The sequence below is a fragment of the Flavobacterium sp. CG_23.5 genome (assembly GCF_017875765.1).
In the GTDB taxonomy this organism is placed as follows: domain Bacteria; phylum Bacteroidota; class Bacteroidia; order Flavobacteriales; family Flavobacteriaceae; genus Flavobacterium.
This window is the reverse complement of sequence record NZ_JAGGNA010000001.1, coordinates 1,247,501-1,263,042: the sequence shown is the minus strand read 5'-3', so window position 1 is coordinate 1,263,042 and position 15,542 is coordinate 1,247,501. Positions and strand designations below refer to the sequence as shown.

The window sequence follows — 15,542 nt, the reverse complement described above, 5'->3', positions numbered from 1 at the left end:
TTTAGCTATTAATTTTATAATTATAAATTTCTTTTCGAACTTCATTAACAATATCAATCGTTTCATGTTTTAATTTTAATGGTACTTGCTTTTTCAAACATGTGCCATTTTTCAAACGAATTTTTAATTCGTAACTTTTGTAGCTGGTCATTTTTGCAATAGAAACGATAATTATTAAAGGTGGTAAAAATAAGATTAGGTCAAGCGATAGATACAAAAGGAATGAAGCGATAATTACAATTGAAAATAAAAGTGGTACACATTCAGAAAATGAAGGGAATTTATTTACAGAGATATAAATTGAATCTAATTCAGTAAATAAAATTTCTCTACTCTCTATTTTTTTAGAACTTAAAATCAGTTTGTTTTCTTCTAAATTCAGGACTTCAAATGTATAATTTAAATTCATTTTTATCGAATTGTGATTGTTGGTTGAATCTCAGCTAATTTTTTAGCTACTAGAATTGCTATATTGTTATTTAATTTTTTGCCGTAAGTCGATCAAATGGTATTTTAATCTTATATCTATTTTGTATTTCGATATTCATCTAATTTTTTGAAAACGCTATCTTATTATCTATTTCTCCAAATTTTATAGATCAAAAATAGTATGCACGTTGCGCCAAAACCCATCACTACCAGCTGAATCGTTTGTAATATATTTGGTATGTAAAAAAGAAATAGTTTCATCGTTTTGCTTGCATTTTACTACTGCAAAGTTACTTTCTTTAAAAAGCAATATTATACGGTAAACCTCATTTTAGGTAAAAAAAACATATATTCTTTCATAAAATGAACCCCTCTTTTTTTTACTTCATTCCGTATAAGTTCCCCTTATTCAACTTAATTTTTGTGCATTATTTGATCATCATCATATTTAAATTGAATATTGTAATATATCTGATGTTCTTGTTTCTTGGGTTTTGCAATAAATGATGATTTGGTGAAAAGTAGCGTAAGCGTTATCAATATAATTTTTCTCATTCGTTTTTAATAATTAGACTTATTCACAACAGGTATTAATTATTTTTAAATTAATTTTTGATTTTCTTAGCATTTGCTTTTCCGTTAACAGTTGCTTCTTTTCTGCTTTATTCAATTTTAAACCTATTTCCTCCGATTTTGATTTCATATAAGGATATTTTAATAATGAAATTGAATTGCCTCTTATCGACTTTTTGTAATGTGTAATGTATTCTTTTACATAATTATCAAAATCGTCTAGTCTTTTATTCCATTTTTCATTTAAAGTATCTATTTTTTTTTCTGTATTTTTCAGTGGTAATTTCGTGCTTTTCTTAATCATCGCTATGTGGATTTTTAGTAATCAAAAAATTATGCTATAAATCAAGTTAGGTTTTGTACAGATCTTAGTGCCAAATAAAAGTGAGGGCAGTTACCAATAGTATTTAATAAATAATTTATATTTTAACCCAGTTACTAGCAATCCAATCCAATAATCCTTCTCTGTACACTTCATTTTCTAGGTTAGAATTTTGCAATAAACTCTCGACTTTTTGAAAACTTATTCTTGTTTGTGGGACCTTATATTTCTCTAAAAATTGATTACAGAAATGAACTACTTCAAATTCTTCCGTCTTATCTATATATAAACGTTGTTGAATGTCATTAAATTTAAGAGAAGTGCTCACATCAACCGTTTGTGAATATCCTGTAAATGCTAAATCTTCATTTGTAAAATTGGCCATTTTATTTAGTTTTAAAGTTCAGATTTCAAATCTAAGACCAAAAAAAATAGGTACTTTACGGGAAACCGTAATGAGGTCAATTATTTTACAAAAAAAAGGAAAAGTTATTTTTATCAAAGTCTCTCAGCTATAATTGGTATAAAACTATAGATGTTGTTTGGTTTTGCTATCAGGTTGGCACTCTTTAGGAAAGGTCCTGACTCTTTGGGATATTGGTTAGGATTATACTAATCCTAAATCTTTAGTTAAGGCTATAAGATGAACATTGTTATTAGCCTTAAAGTATACTTTAAGTTTATTGATTCGTTTTTCTATACTGCTGCTACCATTGGGAATTATTCCGGATTCTTTGAAATTTTCTGATATTTCTTCAAGAATAAGTCCTTTAGATAACAATTTTAAAAGGGAAATGTCATACGCTTCTATTTCAAAAATGGATTTGTCTTTCAAAGTATGAGATAATTCTGATGAGATTATTTTTTCGTCAGTGCAATGAATACGTTGAATTGCGTTTTGAAGTTCCGGAATACTTTTCCTTCCTTTGGAAACATAAGCATTAATTCCTAAATTATTAAAGAGAGATTGTATTCTAAATGATTTATCTTCAATCGAAAATACTATGGTCTTGATATCTGGTTGTACATTTTTTACTGCTTCAATCAGTTCTTCACCGGAGTTTAATCTATTTTCTCGATGGTCTGTTTTGAATGATAAATCACTAATTAATAAGTCATAGGGTACATTATCATGAAGTGCTTTTTTTACTTTCAAAAAGGCATCATCACAATATTTAGAATGATGAATTTCTACAATAGAAATTTCTTCTAGTGCTTGAACAACCGCAATGCTAATACTATCTAAATCTTCTGCAACTAAAACTTTATTAAACATAATGATATCGATTATAGTGGGAATAGGATATTTACTTTAAATCCTTTTCCTGATTTAGTATCAAAAGTAATTGTTCCTTTTATAGCAAGAATACGGTTTTCCACATTTTGTAGTCCTTTTTTGAAATTTAATTCTTCCAAAGTAGCTCCGACACCATTATCACTGTAATCTATTTGTATTTTTTTATCATTTTTTTTGAAAGAAATTAAGACTAAACTAGATTTACTGTGTTTTTTCATGTTAACTAACAGTTCCTGAAGGATTCGATATACGGTAATTTTTTTAGTATCTTCAACAACAGACCAATTGATGATATCCAATCCATTTATTAAAACATGGATTGCAGTAGTATTAAATCCGGACATCATTTCCTTTAAGTTGGGTATAAAAGACAAACCTGTTTCGATCGTACTGTTTTTTCTAGAAATGTTTCGGGTTCTAGAATAAATATTGTCTAGATTGTTTAGTAAGATTTCTTTATTATCGGCGGTAGATAGATCTTGTGTTTCGGCGAAAGCCATGGCCTGATATACATCATTTGCGAGTTCGTCATGGAGTTTTTTTGCTATTCGAACTTCGGTATTGTAGGAAGTTTTAATATTTTCTCTTTTGTGTTTTGTAACCAAATAATAATATATAAAACCAGTGAAGGCAATAATAATTCCGACAATTAAAAAGAGAATTAGAGTTTTATTTTTTTGTTGCTCTAATTGAAGTTCATTCTTAACCTTTTGGGATTTTAGTTTTAGGTTTTCATCTCGTTCTTTCTTGGAATCGTATTTGATTTTTGCAAATTGATTTTTCGCATTTTGTCTTATTTTATGGATACTGTCATTAATGCGAATGTAATCGAGAGAATATTTTTTTATTTGATTGCTCGAACTAATTTGTATTAATTGTTCTAAACATTTTAGTCGATCATCTACTGCATTATATCTAGTTGTTTTCTCGTAAGCTAATTTAGCATAAGCTATAGCTAAATTTGGATTACTTTTTTTGTAAAAAGTGGAGAGGTTATAATAACTCCCGACAATTCCCAGCTCATCTTTTATTTGTAATCGAATTTTTAAAGATCTATTCAAATAGTAAAATGCTTTTGGACTTGACATTTTGTTATAACAGTAACCTATGTTGGAAATCGTTCTAATATAATTAATTGAATCTTTTATGACTTCTATTTCTGAAGTCATAGGTATTAGAATTTGTATTGCTTTCTTGTAGTTCTCATTTTCTATATGAACTAAAGCAATATTATTTTTAGTACCATTTTTTCGGTATGCATCGGTTTTTAAATTCAGTGCTTTGGAAAAATAATATAATGCTGTTTTATTATCCAATGTATTCAAATAGTTCAGACCTAGTATGGTATAGATGTTCCATTTGTATTTGGGATTTGTGGTCGTTTCTAGGATAGGGAAAGCCTCCATTGCAGTAGCCTCACTTCCAGAGTAATCTCCTTGGTTCTGTTGAATGGTAGCTAAATTCGAAATGACATAAATAATTTTAGATTGGTCTTTTTTGGGATCGCATATGGATTTCGCTTTTAAGAAATAGTAATAGGAACTATCATATTTACCACTTTCAAAATATTTGTCTCCAAGGTCAATAAGACGATTAATCGCAGCTACATTGTGATTTTTTTTAGGAATATGTTGCGTTTTCTTTTCACAGGATTGAAAAGAGAGAATCAGAAGAAGCAGTAAAATAAAAACCGGAAAATGTGACTTTTGTCGTACCATTCATCGAAAATACAATTTTTAATTATTATACAAAAATGATTTCTCTGTTTTAAAATTAAAACAGAATTTCTTTAATTTTTAGCCTCTAAAAACAAAATACCCCAAAGTTTCGAATGGGGTTTTAGAATATGAAATAAGTTCATATTTAATAAGAAAATTTGTTTTACACCATCCCGAAGGTTACTAACAGTTTTAGTTTTTGAGGTCAATCAGAATACTTGATTATAAGGACCGTAAGCCGGTTTATAAAATCTTATAAATTTACTTTTGGTAAAGAAAAATATGATGCTTTATTTATGCTAACGGGCGCTATAAGAATTGAAAATAGATACAATTCATTTCCGTCAGTGAAGGAGTACCAGCGAATACCTTTAAGTTTCGTGAGATTCGTTATTTCGTGGAGTTGCGGTACTTCTTTCTAAAAATGAATCGCTTTATCACTGCCTTCTATTGATAATGCAATCGGATTAAAAATAAATGTTCTTGTTTCTTGTATCCCAAAAGAAGTCTCAAATTATAAATAAAAACAGGAGTAATATTGATTTTTGCACAAATTATAAAGTTATAATTAGTAGTTAAAGTCATTATTTGCTGTTTGCATCATTTAATTTTTTTGTATCAACATATTGCTGAAATGCAATCACTTTTCCGTTTTTTAAAGACCAAAGATGCGCTGCTTGTGCATCAAATTCAGTCCCATTTTTTTTAAGTTTTGCTTTATATCGCAGTGTTGCCAATACTTGATTATTATCCATGTTGTGTAATTTAATATCGGTAAGAGTAAAGTATTCATGTTCTGCACCTATACGAGCAAAAATACCATTTAAAACAGCTTCCGGCCCAATGTAGGGATTGCCATCAGCATAAGCATTTCCTTCAGCTTCATTCCAAACAATTTTAGCATCCATGCTAGCCAAAACCGTAGGAATATCACCAGTTGCAAATGCTTTGTATAAGTTGTCAATAATTGCAATATTTTCAATCATTGAAGTTGCTTTTTTAACTTCTCTTTTACCTTGAGCAAACACTGTTGCTATGCTTAAAAAAGCTAAAGTTAATAAGATTGATTTTTTCATTTTTGAATAATTTTTTAGTTTGAGTAATTAGTAAGCAAAATCAATCTGTGCCAAAGTGCAATTCTTCGGTACAGATTGATTTGCAGAGGATGTTTTTTTAGTCCTTTGGCATTGGGTCTGCAGCAAAATTAGCATGCACTAATTTCCATTTCCCATTTATTTTTGCATACACACGTGTTGATTTTGCACGTGTTGGTTTAACTTCGCCATCTTTGTTTTTTACTTCACCAGCAAAATTATAGGAAAGAATCGCCACGTCACCATAAACTTGTACTTTAGGATTTAGCATTTCTGCAGCAAGTCTACGAGACGGATCTTTTCCTGATGCTTCAGCTAATCTGGATGATAATGCTTTGCCATCAATGCGTGTGGCAAAACTCGCATTAAATTCAGTGTAATCATCGGCAGTGTTTTTGTCCATTTCAGCAGCATTGGTTGGGTCAGCGGCTTGAGCAGCCCATTGTGCTTTAACCATGTTCATTACTTCATCTGCAATTTGTTGATTGTTTCCTTGTGCATTAGAAATGGAGGGCAAGATGGTCATACCAAGTATAACCAGTCCAAATAATATGTTTTTCATTTTAATTTTGTCAGTGATTATCGTGCTGACGCCGCACTTTTTTACTTTTTCTATTTAATTTTCGGCTACTTTGGTTTCAGTTTCAGTAATTGTGCAATGTTTCTTTTGTCTGTTTAAATTGGACTCTCAAATCCTTCTTTGCCAAATCATTTTTATAAATAATGCTTGATTTTTCGATTGGTTCTTCTAGATTAAGCAGCATATTCATTGCGGATATAGAATAAGTTTCGCTACTCAACAAATAATTCTTCCCGTGCAATCATTTGGTAATGGCTGTTTTACAATTAGCTTGAGCAACAACTTCAACATTTACGATGGCAAAAGCCACATCGTTGTCGTATAACGCTTGTACAAATGAATCTGGTGCTATTTTTTTTTATCTAAAACTGTAATCAAGTGGAAGCGGAATCTTCTCGATTTGACATTGATTTTCCACCGACAAAAACAGGCGAAACCGAACTGATTTCGAAAGATATAGGGCTATTATCGTTAATGAATTTTTCGACCTTTTCGTTGGCATAAACTTAGCTTGCGCATACGGATGACTTTCATAACTTGTAAATTTGGTATCGCTTTCGTCAAAAGCATCTGTAAAACTTTTTCCTCCTGCTGGCAATGGAAAATTAGTATTCCAAGCTGCGACCGAAGCAATAAAAACTAATTTCTCAATTCCGGATTTGTTTTTTAATGTCTTCCAGAATATTTTCGGTTCCGTTTATAGTTGGATCAAATAATTCGGTTTTTAGATCATGAACGTCCAAAATAAAGGGCAATCCACCGTGAATGACAATATCACAATCTGAAACAAAATCCAGTAAAATCGTCTTTTATTCCACATTCGCCTTGCTGATGTATAAATTCTTTGCGTTATTTAGTACCATTTATCCTTACGAGTACTACCTGTTGCCGATAATTTGACTACAAAACCATTGTCTAAAAATGCCTTGGTGATATCTCTTCCTATGGATCCTGCACCACCAATGATGCCTACTTTTTTCATAAAATTAAATTTAAAAATAAACCTATTCACCTCTTTATCATGAACAGTTTTGGAATTAATAATTATTTTTGTGTTTTAGTAGTTTCAGAAGTAGGAGTTTTAGCCACTGATAACATATCGGTTACAATTTCTGAATTATTCCAATAGCCATTTTCTTGAACAATTTTACCATCGATAAATCGTGCTGTATTATGAAAAGGAATTTCATAAACTTTTTTGGTGGATTTTAATGTTCCTGTCCATAAACCCCAATAGTTAACCCAAGTTTCACCTTTGTCAGTTACCACCATTTCGTAATCATCATCTTTTACAACCCAAGTAAATAATTTTGCATCTTCTTTGCTTTTTTCAATGGCTTGCGCCACCGTTAGAGCTTTTTTTCGGGTTACATTACTCATTACTTTTGCTGTATCTGCGTAGTGTTTTGGATAATCTTCCCAGTTTTGGTTTTTGTAATCCTCCATAACTTTTTTATAGGTGTCAATTTCTGCAGATTTTTGTGTGTAGCGTACTTCTTGTTTACATGCTACGAAAAGGATTGTTGCAAATCCTAATAAGAATAGTTTTTTCATTTTTTCCATTTTTAAATTAGAGTTATAAGGACTTTTATTTATTGTAGGTATCGAATGGAGCTTTATTTTTTTTGTAGCGTAACTGAATTCTGGATCCCCTCAATTATCATCTCATCTGTAACAATCAAAATGGTGAGGATTTTGAAAGTATTGGCTTTCTTTTACTTAATGAAAAGCATTAAACTGATATAAAGATAAAAAATAAATTTTAAAAATTAAAATATATATATCTGATATTCAATATATTATATGAATATTTGGTTTTTATACTTTTTATAAAATTTTAGATATTTCATTGATTGCATGAGCTATGGCAGCGGCAACTCGCGATTTTGTAAAACAAGGTACAGTCGTAGGTTTGTAAATGGCGAATACAACGAACAGCGTGATCCGCCTTTTTGGCCAAGGCGCGCCAAAATTATTCAAAAAAAAACCCCAATCTTTCGATTGAGGTTTCTATATAAGTAAGTAATCTAAATTGAGTTGATAAAACGTTTATTTTACTTTATTAAGTACAGCTTTGAAAGCTTCAGGGTGGTTCATAGCTAAATCTGCAAGAACTTTACGGTTCAATTCGATTCCGTTAGCTTTTACTTTACCCATGAATTGTGAATAAGACATTCCTTCCAATCTAGCTCCAGCGTTGATACGTTGAATCCATAAAGCACGGAAATTTCTTTTGTTCACTTTTCTGTCACGGTAAGCGTAGCACATTGCTTTCTCTACCGCATTCTTAGCAACTGTCCAAACGTTTTTACGACGACCAAAGAAACCTTTGGCTTGCTTCATTATTTTTTTTCTTCTTGCTCTTTTAGCAACTGAATTTACCGCTCTTGGCATAATTTTTATTGTTTTTTTGTAGCAGGCGTCCCGAATTGAATCAAGAGAACTTAAAGGCCTTACTCCAAGGTTATTTTAAATTTTTTTAACCTAAAGAAAATCTATAAGCTTTTGTCTTAATACTTAATTCTCAAGACTTGATACTTTTATTAGATAATTCTTAATTGTTGTTTGATGCTTTTCATATCCGTTTTGTGAACTAGCGCTGAATGTGTCAAAGCTAATTTACGTTTTTTAGATTTTTTAGTCAAGATGTGACTTTTAAAAGCGTGCTTTCTTTTAATCTTTCCAGAACCAGTAACTTTAAAACGTTTCTTGGCGCTAGATTTGGTTTTCATTTTAGGCATTTTTTCCTAGTGTTTTAATTTATTCTTACTTACTTATTTTTTAGTTTTCAGTCTCTGTTTTCAGTTTACAGTCTGAAAACTGAAAACAGAGACTGCTAACTGCTTACTTCTTTTTCTTCGGAGCAATGAACATAATCATTCTCTTTCCTTCAAGAACCGGCATCGCTTCCACTTTACCAAATTCTTCTAAATCTGTCGCTAATCTCAATAATAAGATTTGACCTTGATCTTTGTAGATAATTGAACGTCCTTTAAAGAATACAAAAGCTTTCAATTTTGCACCTTCTTTCAAGAATTTCTCAGCATTCTTTCTTTTAAACTCATAATCATGCTCATCAGTTTGAGGACCAAAACGAATTTCTTTAACGACTACTTGCGTAGATTTCGCTTTTAGAATTTTATCACGTTTCTTTTGTTCGTAAACAAATTTCTTGTAATCCATGATTTTACAAACCGGTGGCTCTGCATTAGGCGAAATCTCAACTAGATCTAATTCAAATTGATCAGCTAATCTTAGAGCTTCAGAAAGTTTAAAAACTCCTGGCTCAATATTTTCACCTACAAGACGTACTTCTTGTACACCACGAATAAGATTGTTTATTCTGTGTGCATCCTTTTTTTCTACGCGAGGTTGATAACCTCTGTTGCTTCTTATTGCTATGACTTTATAATTTAAGTTAAACTGTAAATACTTTTAATGTTTTTTTGATTTCTTCGTCCACTATTGCAGCAAACTCTTCAATCGTAACGCTGATGTTGCCTTTTCCTTCCTGTCCATGGCGACGGATAGAAATAGTGCCGTTTTTCTCTTCTTCCTCGCCTACAATCAGCATAAACGGGATTTTTTGCATTTCAGCGTCTCTAATTTTCTTGCCTATTGTCTCACTTCTGTTGTCAACGAGGGCGCGAATTTCGTGATTTTCTAGCAAATCTAAAACTTTTTTCGCATATATTTCATATTTCTCACTCAAAGACAATATAATAGCCTGTTCCGGCATCAACCAAAGCGGGAAATTTCCTGCAGTGTGCTCTAATAATATAGCAATAAAACGTTCCATTGAACCAAAAGGCGCACGGTGAATCATTACAGGTCTATGTAATTCGTTATCAGAACCTTTGTAGGTCAAATCAAAACGTTCAGGCAGGTTGTAATCTACTTGAATTGTTCCTAATTGCCATTGTCTACCCAAAGCATCTTTTACCATGAAGTCCAATTTTGGACCATAGAAAGCAGCTTCGCCATATTCAACAACAGTATCTAGGTTTTTATCTTTAGCAGCGTTAATAATCGCATTTTCTGCTTTTTCCCAGTTTTCATCAGAACCTATATATTTATCCCTGTTTTCTTTATCTCTTAGTGAAATCTGAGCGGTGAAGTTCTCGAATCCTAATGAAGAAAACACGTAGAGTACTAAATCAATTACTTTCTTAAATTCCTCGTCAAGCTGATCTGGCGTACAAAAGATATGGGCATCATCCTGAGTAAACCCACGAACGCGTGTTAAGCCATGCAGCTCTCCACTTTGTTCGTATCTGTATACAGTACCAAATTCAGCATAACGTTTTGGTAAATCTTTGTATGACCAAGGTCTTACATTATATATTTCACAGTGATGTGGGCAATTCATTGGTTTCAATAGAAATTCTTCCCCTTCAGCCGGAGTGCTTATCGGTTGGAAGCTATCGGCACCATATTTTGCATAATGACCAGAAGTTACATATAATTCTTTTTGACCAATATGTGGAGTAACTACTTGTTCGTAACCTGCTTTCTTTTGTGCTTTTTTCAAAAACTGCTCTAATCTGTCACGAAGTGCAGCGCCTTTTGGCAACCACAACGGAAGTCCTTGACCTACTTTTGCTGAAAAAGCAAACAGTTCAAGCTCTTTACCCAGTTTTCTGTGATCACGACGTTTTGCTTCTTCCAGTAGTAATAAGTATTCCGTCAAATCTTTTTGTTTCGGAAACGAAGTACCGTAAACGCGTGTCAATTGCTTATTTTTTTCATCACCACGCCAGTAAGCACCTGCAACACTCATGATTTTCATCGCCTTGATAATTCCAGTATTCGGAATATGACCACCACGACATAAGTCAGTAAAAGTATCATGATCACAAAACGTGATTGTGCCGTCTTCCAGATTCGTGATTAATTCTGTTTTATAAACATTGTCTTTGTATAGCTCTAATGCGTCTGCTTTGGAAACAGGACGAAGTTTAAATTCATGTTTTCCTCTAGAAATCTCAAGAACGCGATCCTCAATTTTCTTGAAGTCAGCATCTGTGATTTTTTGATCTTCAAAATCTACGTCATAGTAAAACCCATTCGAGATTGGTGGTCCAAGGGTTAATTTTATTCCTGGATACATTTCCTCCAGAACCTGCGCCATTACGTGAGAAGTAGAATGCCAGAATGCCTTTTTTCCGCCTTCGTCATTCCATGTATATAATATAAGACTGCCATCCGTCGTCAAAGGAGTTGTAGTTTCAACAGTTGTACCATTGAAAGAAGCCGAAATTACATTTCTGGCAAATCCTTCACTAATGCTTTTAGCAACATCCATGGGAGTTACCCCTGAAGCATACTCTCTAACTGACCCATCGGGCAAAGTAATCTTAATCATTGTTTGATATTTTAAGAATGCAAATATAAAGGATTACGAAAACACATACAATATATATGTAAGGTTTGTTACTATATAGGTGTAAAACAAAAACAACACTCATTATATAGTAGTTAAAAAAGAACAGTATTTTTATATGGGAGCTATTTCCCGCTATTCGTTTCAATCTTTTCTCTCGTCAAAGAAACTCGATAAAAGGATTTTTACTGCTATCGGGGCTAGGGCGTCATGTTTTATCTTGTTCTTTCTTGTTTTATCGACTTTGTCATTTCGACAAAGGAGAGATTTCATTGACTAGTATTCATTTGTTACCTTATATATAGGAGCGGAGCATTTATTTAGAATACTTTATTTCCACTACCTATATATAATGATATCGACGGTTTTTGCTGATAAAGTCATCCTTTTCGTGGGTGAGTCCCGTCCCGAAGTTTCGGGATCGGGAGGGGAGCTGAAAAACTTTTTCTTTCAAAATTCACGTTTTCAGCGCTTTAAAGCAAACATTAAGAAAACGACAAAAAAAAGGTTTAAAAAAGCTTGAATAACGCGATAAAGGTGGTACTTTTGCACCCGCAACAGCGAATAAGTTCATTAAAAGATTGGCAAGTGAGTATAGGGTTTAGAATTAGAAATTATTTCTAAAAATAAATCAAAAAAAGCTTGTGAGATTTGATTTTGATTATTACTTTTGCACCCCGCAAAACATGCAAAGTTCCTTGAAAGACTGGTAAGAAAAGATAAAGAAATGGAGGTTTTAAATCTTCAAAAAAAACTTTAAATTTTTCTTGCGAGATTAGAAAAGAAGTTGCACTTTTGCACCCGCTTTGAGAGATACTTTAAGTAGTTTGAATCACGGCAAAGAAACTGAAATAAATTCGGTTTAAAAAAAGAAGAACACGTTCCTAGACATATTGAATTGACAGCCGTCTCGTCCGAAAGGCGAGACAAATAATAAAGAGTAATAGAATCGAAAGATTTGAAAAAACCACTAGAGACTTCAGTCAAATAAACAAAGAGAACGGATTTATCCGAACTCACACAATATACGATGAAGAGTTTGATCCTGGCTCAGGATGAACGCTAGCGGCAGGCTTAACACATGCAAGTCGAGGGGTATAGTTCTTCGGAATTAGAGACCGGCGCACGGGTGCGTAACGCGTATGCAATCTACCTTTCACAAAGGGATAGCCCAGAGAAATTTGGATTAATACCTTATAGTAATACGACTTGGCATCAAGATGTATTTAAAGATTTATCGGTGAAAGATGAGCATGCGTCCCATTAGCTAGTTGGTATGGTAACGGCATACCAAGGCAACGATGGGTAGGGGTCCTGAGAGGGAGATCCCCCACACTGGTACTGAGACACGGACCAGACTCCTACGGGAGGCAGCAGTGAGGAATATTGGACAATGGGCGCAAGCCTGATCCAGCCATGCCGCGTGCAGGATGACGGTCCTATGGATTGTAAACTGCTTTTGTACAGGAAGAAACCCTTTCACGTGTGGAAGATTGACGGTACTGTAAGAATAAGGATCGGCTAACTCCGTGCCAGCAGCCGCGGTAATACGGAGGATCCAAGCGTTATCCGGAATCATTGGGTTTAAAGGGTCCGTAGGCGGTCTAGTAAGTCAGTGGTGAAAGCCCATCGCTCAACGGTGGAACGGCCATTGATACTGCTAGACTTGAATTATTAGGAAGTAACTAGAATATGTAGTGTAGCGGTGAAATGCTTAGAGATTACATGGAATACCAATTGCGAAGGCAGGTTACTACTAATGGATTGACGCTGATGGACGAAAGCGTGGGTAGCGAACAGGATTAGATACCCTGGTAGTCCACGCCGTAAACGATGGATACTAGCTGTTGGGAGCAATCTCAGTGGCTAAGCGAAAGTGATAAGTATCCCACCTGGGGAGTACGTTCGCAAGAATGAAACTCAAAGGAATTGACGGGGGCCCGCACAAGCGGTGGAGCATGTGGTTTAATTCGATGATACGCGAGGAACCTTACCAAGGCTTAAATGTAGATTGACCGGTTTGGAAACAGACTTTTCGCAAGACAATTTACAAGGTGCTGCATGGTTGTCGTCAGCTCGTGCCGTGAGGTGTCAGGTTAAGTCCTATAACGAGCGCAACCCCTGTCGTTAGTTGCCAGCGAGTCATGTCGGGAACTCTAACGAGACTGCCAGTGCAAACTGAGAGGAAGGTGGGGATGACGTCAAATCATCACGGCCCTTACGCCTTGGGCTACACACGTGCTACAATGGCCGGTACAGAGAGCAGCCACTGGGCGACCAGGAGCGAATCTACAAAACCGGTCACAGTTCGGATCGGAGTCTGCAACTCGACTCCGTGAAGCTGGAATCGCTAGTAATCGGATATCAGCCATGATCCGGTGAATACGTTCCCGGGCCTTGTACACACCGCCCGTCAAGCCATGGAAGCTGGGGGTGCCTGAAGTCGGTGACCGCAAGGAGCTGCCTAGGGTAAAACTGGTAACTAGGGCTAAGTCGTAACAAGGTAGCCGTACCGGAAGGTGCGGCTGGAACACCTCCTTTCTAGAGCCTTAGTGTTAGTAGTAATACACGCTAGGGAAAGAAGACGAAAAGTCGAAGTGGAAACAAATAAAGACATTATATTACTCTTGCTGTTAGTTCAAATAATACAATTTAAGTTAAAGATAACGATTTAGGATTTAAGATTTAAGATTTGGGATTTAAGATGTGAAAACATCAAAAATCAGGAATCAACAATCAAAAATCAGAAATCACCTTGTCTCGTAGCTCAGCTGGTTAGAGTATTACACTGATAATGTAGGGGTCGACAGTTCGAGTCTGTCCGAGACAACAAAACAATTACGAATTCAGAATTATGAATTACGAATTGAGAATAAAAAGTTCATATAAATAGATTCAAAGGAAATTCTAGGGTTGAAAGATTACGAATTACATTAATTCATAATTCATAATTCACAATTCATAATTAAAAAAGATTGGGGGATTAGCTCAGCTGGCTAGAGCGCCTGCCTTGCACGCAGGAGGTCAACGGTTCGACTCCGTTATTCTCCACAAAAGAAGTACAAAGAAAAAAGTACCAAGTATCAAGATAAATCTTAATACTTAATACAAAAATCTTGATACTTATTAAAGTTCATTGACATATTGAGATAAGAAAATAATAAAAAGTAGAAAGCATTTTTTGCTTGTTTATCATTAGACAAGTAAAAGAAACGGTCTCGTTTTAATTAACGAGATTGGTACAATAAGCAAAATAAGGGCGTATGGGGGATGCCTTGGCTCTCAGAGGCGATGAAAGGCGTGATAAGCTGCGAAAAGCTACGGGGATTGGCACACACGAATTGATCCGTAGATACCTGAATGGGGCAACCCACTATGTTGAAGACATAGTACACCGATAGGTGGGCAAACCCGCTGAACTGAAACATCTAAGTAGGCGGAGGAGAAGAAAACAAAAGTGATTCCGTAAGTAGTGGCGAGCGAACGCGGATTAGCCCAAACCAAACATGTTACGGCATATTTGGGGTTGTAGGACCACGACATTTGTTGCGGATAGAATTAGAATCTACTGGAAAGTAGAGCCAAAGAAGGTGATAGCCCTGTATAAGTAATAGAAGATAACGATAGTGGTATCCTGAGTAGGGCGGGACACGAGAAATCCTGTCTGAATTTGGCGGGACCATCCGCTAAGGCTAAATACTCCTGAGAGACCGATAGTGAACCAGTACCGTGAGGGAAAGGTGAAAAGAACCGTGAATAACGGAGTGAAATAGATCCTGAAACCATACGCTTACAAGCGGTCGGAGCCCTTTCGTGGGGTGACGGCGTGCCTTTTGCATAATGAGCCTACGAGTTAACGTTGCTGGCAAGGATAAGTGGTTAAGCCACGGATCCGTAGCGAAAGCGAGTCTGAATAGGGCGCTTTAGTCAGTAGTGTTAGACGCGAAACCGTGTGATCTACCCATGGGCAGGATGAAGCGCTGGTAACACAGTGTGGAGGTCCGAACCGGTTGACGTTGAAAAGTCTTCGGATGACCTGTGGGTAGGGGTGAAAGGCCAATCAAACTCGGAAATAGCTCGTACTCCCCGAAATGCATTTAGGTGCAGCGTTATGCGTAAAGTTATATAGAGGTAGAGCTACTGATT

General features: G+C 34.9%; 14 protein-coding genes, 2 tRNA genes and 2 rRNA genes (1 of these 18 cut by a window edge). 4 read left to right on the top strand and 14 right to left on the bottom strand.

The window, feature by feature from the left end:
• Nucleotide 1 precedes the first annotated feature (1 nt).
• The 14 genes from H4V97_RS05305 to thrS form a co-directional block, all read right to left on the bottom strand.
• Nucleotides 2–409: a hypothetical protein gene (locus tag H4V97_RS05305; RefSeq protein WP_196851429.1), complete on the bottom strand. Its 408-nt coding sequence runs from the start codon at nucleotides 407–409 to the stop codon at nucleotides 2–4.
• 434 nt (nucleotides 410–843) lie between these two features.
• Nucleotides 844–984 (bottom strand): hypothetical protein, encoded by a 141-nt coding sequence (locus tag H4V97_RS05300; RefSeq protein ID WP_196851428.1) that lies wholly within the window; start codon nucleotides 982–984, stop codon nucleotides 844–846.
• A gap of 19 nt (nucleotides 985–1,003) precedes the next feature.
• The gene (locus H4V97_RS05295; protein ID WP_196851427.1) at nucleotides 1,004–1,306 is read right to left on the bottom strand and encodes a hypothetical protein; all 303 of its coding nucleotides are present in this window, start codon (nucleotides 1,304–1,306) and stop codon (nucleotides 1,004–1,006) included.
• A gap of 115 nt (nucleotides 1,307–1,421) precedes the next feature.
• The gene (locus tag H4V97_RS05290; RefSeq protein ID WP_196851426.1) at nucleotides 1,422–1,709 is read right to left on the bottom strand and encodes a hypothetical protein; all 288 of its coding nucleotides are present in this window, start codon (nucleotides 1,707–1,709) and stop codon (nucleotides 1,422–1,424) included.
• Between the two features lie 222 nt (nucleotides 1,710–1,931).
• Complete coding sequence (locus H4V97_RS05285; protein ID WP_196851425.1) at nucleotides 1,932–2,600, bottom strand: response regulator transcription factor; 669 nt, start codon at nucleotides 2,598–2,600, stop codon at nucleotides 1,932–1,934.
• A gap of 11 nt (nucleotides 2,601–2,611) precedes the next feature.
• The gene (locus H4V97_RS05280; RefSeq protein WP_196851424.1) at nucleotides 2,612–4,339 is read right to left on the bottom strand and encodes a tetratricopeptide repeat-containing sensor histidine kinase; all 1,728 of its coding nucleotides are present in this window, start codon (nucleotides 4,337–4,339) and stop codon (nucleotides 2,612–2,614) included.
• Nucleotides 4,340–4,923: 584 nt separating this feature from the next.
• The gene (locus tag H4V97_RS05275) at nucleotides 4,924–5,415 is read right to left on the bottom strand and encodes a nuclear transport factor 2 family protein (protein WP_209549126.1); all 492 of its coding nucleotides are present in this window, start codon (nucleotides 5,413–5,415) and stop codon (nucleotides 4,924–4,926) included.
• A gap of 97 nt (nucleotides 5,416–5,512) precedes the next feature.
• On the bottom strand, nucleotides 5,513–5,995 hold the full coding sequence (locus H4V97_RS05270; protein ID WP_196851422.1) for a nuclear transport factor 2 family protein: 483 nt from the start codon (nucleotides 5,993–5,995) through the stop codon (nucleotides 5,513–5,515).
• Nucleotides 5,996–6,866: 871 nt separating this feature from the next.
• Nucleotides 6,867–6,995 (bottom strand): hypothetical protein, encoded by a 129-nt coding sequence (locus H4V97_RS15935; protein ID WP_255549347.1) that lies wholly within the window; start codon nucleotides 6,993–6,995, stop codon nucleotides 6,867–6,869.
• Nucleotides 6,996–7,057: 62 nt separating this feature from the next.
• On the bottom strand, nucleotides 7,058–7,567 hold the full coding sequence (locus tag H4V97_RS05260) for a nuclear transport factor 2 family protein (protein WP_196851421.1): 510 nt from the start codon (nucleotides 7,565–7,567) through the stop codon (nucleotides 7,058–7,060).
• A 495-nt stretch (nucleotides 7,568–8,062) separates the two neighbouring features.
• On the bottom strand, nucleotides 8,063–8,407 hold the full coding sequence (rplT, locus tag H4V97_RS05255; RefSeq protein ID WP_091205336.1) for a 50S ribosomal protein L20: 345 nt from the start codon (nucleotides 8,405–8,407) through the stop codon (nucleotides 8,063–8,065).
• A 149-nt stretch (nucleotides 8,408–8,556) separates the two neighbouring features.
• On the bottom strand, nucleotides 8,557–8,754 hold the full coding sequence (gene rpmI, locus H4V97_RS05250) for a 50S ribosomal protein L35 (RefSeq protein ID WP_022827375.1): 198 nt from the start codon (nucleotides 8,752–8,754) through the stop codon (nucleotides 8,557–8,559).
• A gap of 103 nt (nucleotides 8,755–8,857) precedes the next feature.
• Nucleotides 8,858–9,415, bottom strand: coding sequence for a translation initiation factor IF-3 (gene infC / locus H4V97_RS05245; protein ID WP_379852977.1), 558 nt, complete (start codon nucleotides 9,413–9,415; stop codon nucleotides 8,858–8,860).
• A 16-nt stretch (nucleotides 9,416–9,431) separates the two neighbouring features.
• On the bottom strand, nucleotides 9,432–11,378 hold the full coding sequence (gene thrS, locus H4V97_RS05240) for a threonine--tRNA ligase (protein ID WP_196851420.1): 1,947 nt from the start codon (nucleotides 11,376–11,378) through the stop codon (nucleotides 9,432–9,434).
• Between the two features lie 1,045 nt (nucleotides 11,379–12,423).
• Here thrS and H4V97_RS05235 point away from each other — a divergent pair.
• The 4 genes from H4V97_RS05235 to H4V97_RS05220 form a co-directional block, all read left to right on the top strand.
• A 16S ribosomal RNA gene (locus tag H4V97_RS05235) occupies nucleotides 12,424–13,937 on the top strand.
• A gap of 215 nt (nucleotides 13,938–14,152) precedes the next feature.
• Nucleotides 14,153–14,226: transfer RNA gene (locus H4V97_RS05230), tRNA-Ile, on the top strand.
• A 147-nt stretch (nucleotides 14,227–14,373) separates the two neighbouring features.
• Nucleotides 14,374–14,447, top strand: a tRNA-Ala gene (locus tag H4V97_RS05225).
• 191 nt (nucleotides 14,448–14,638) lie between these two features.
• Nucleotides 14,639–15,542, top strand: a 23S ribosomal RNA gene (locus H4V97_RS05220); it runs 1,983 nt beyond the window's last position.
• The 16S and 23S rRNA genes sit together here with 2 tRNA genes alongside, the layout of an rRNA operon.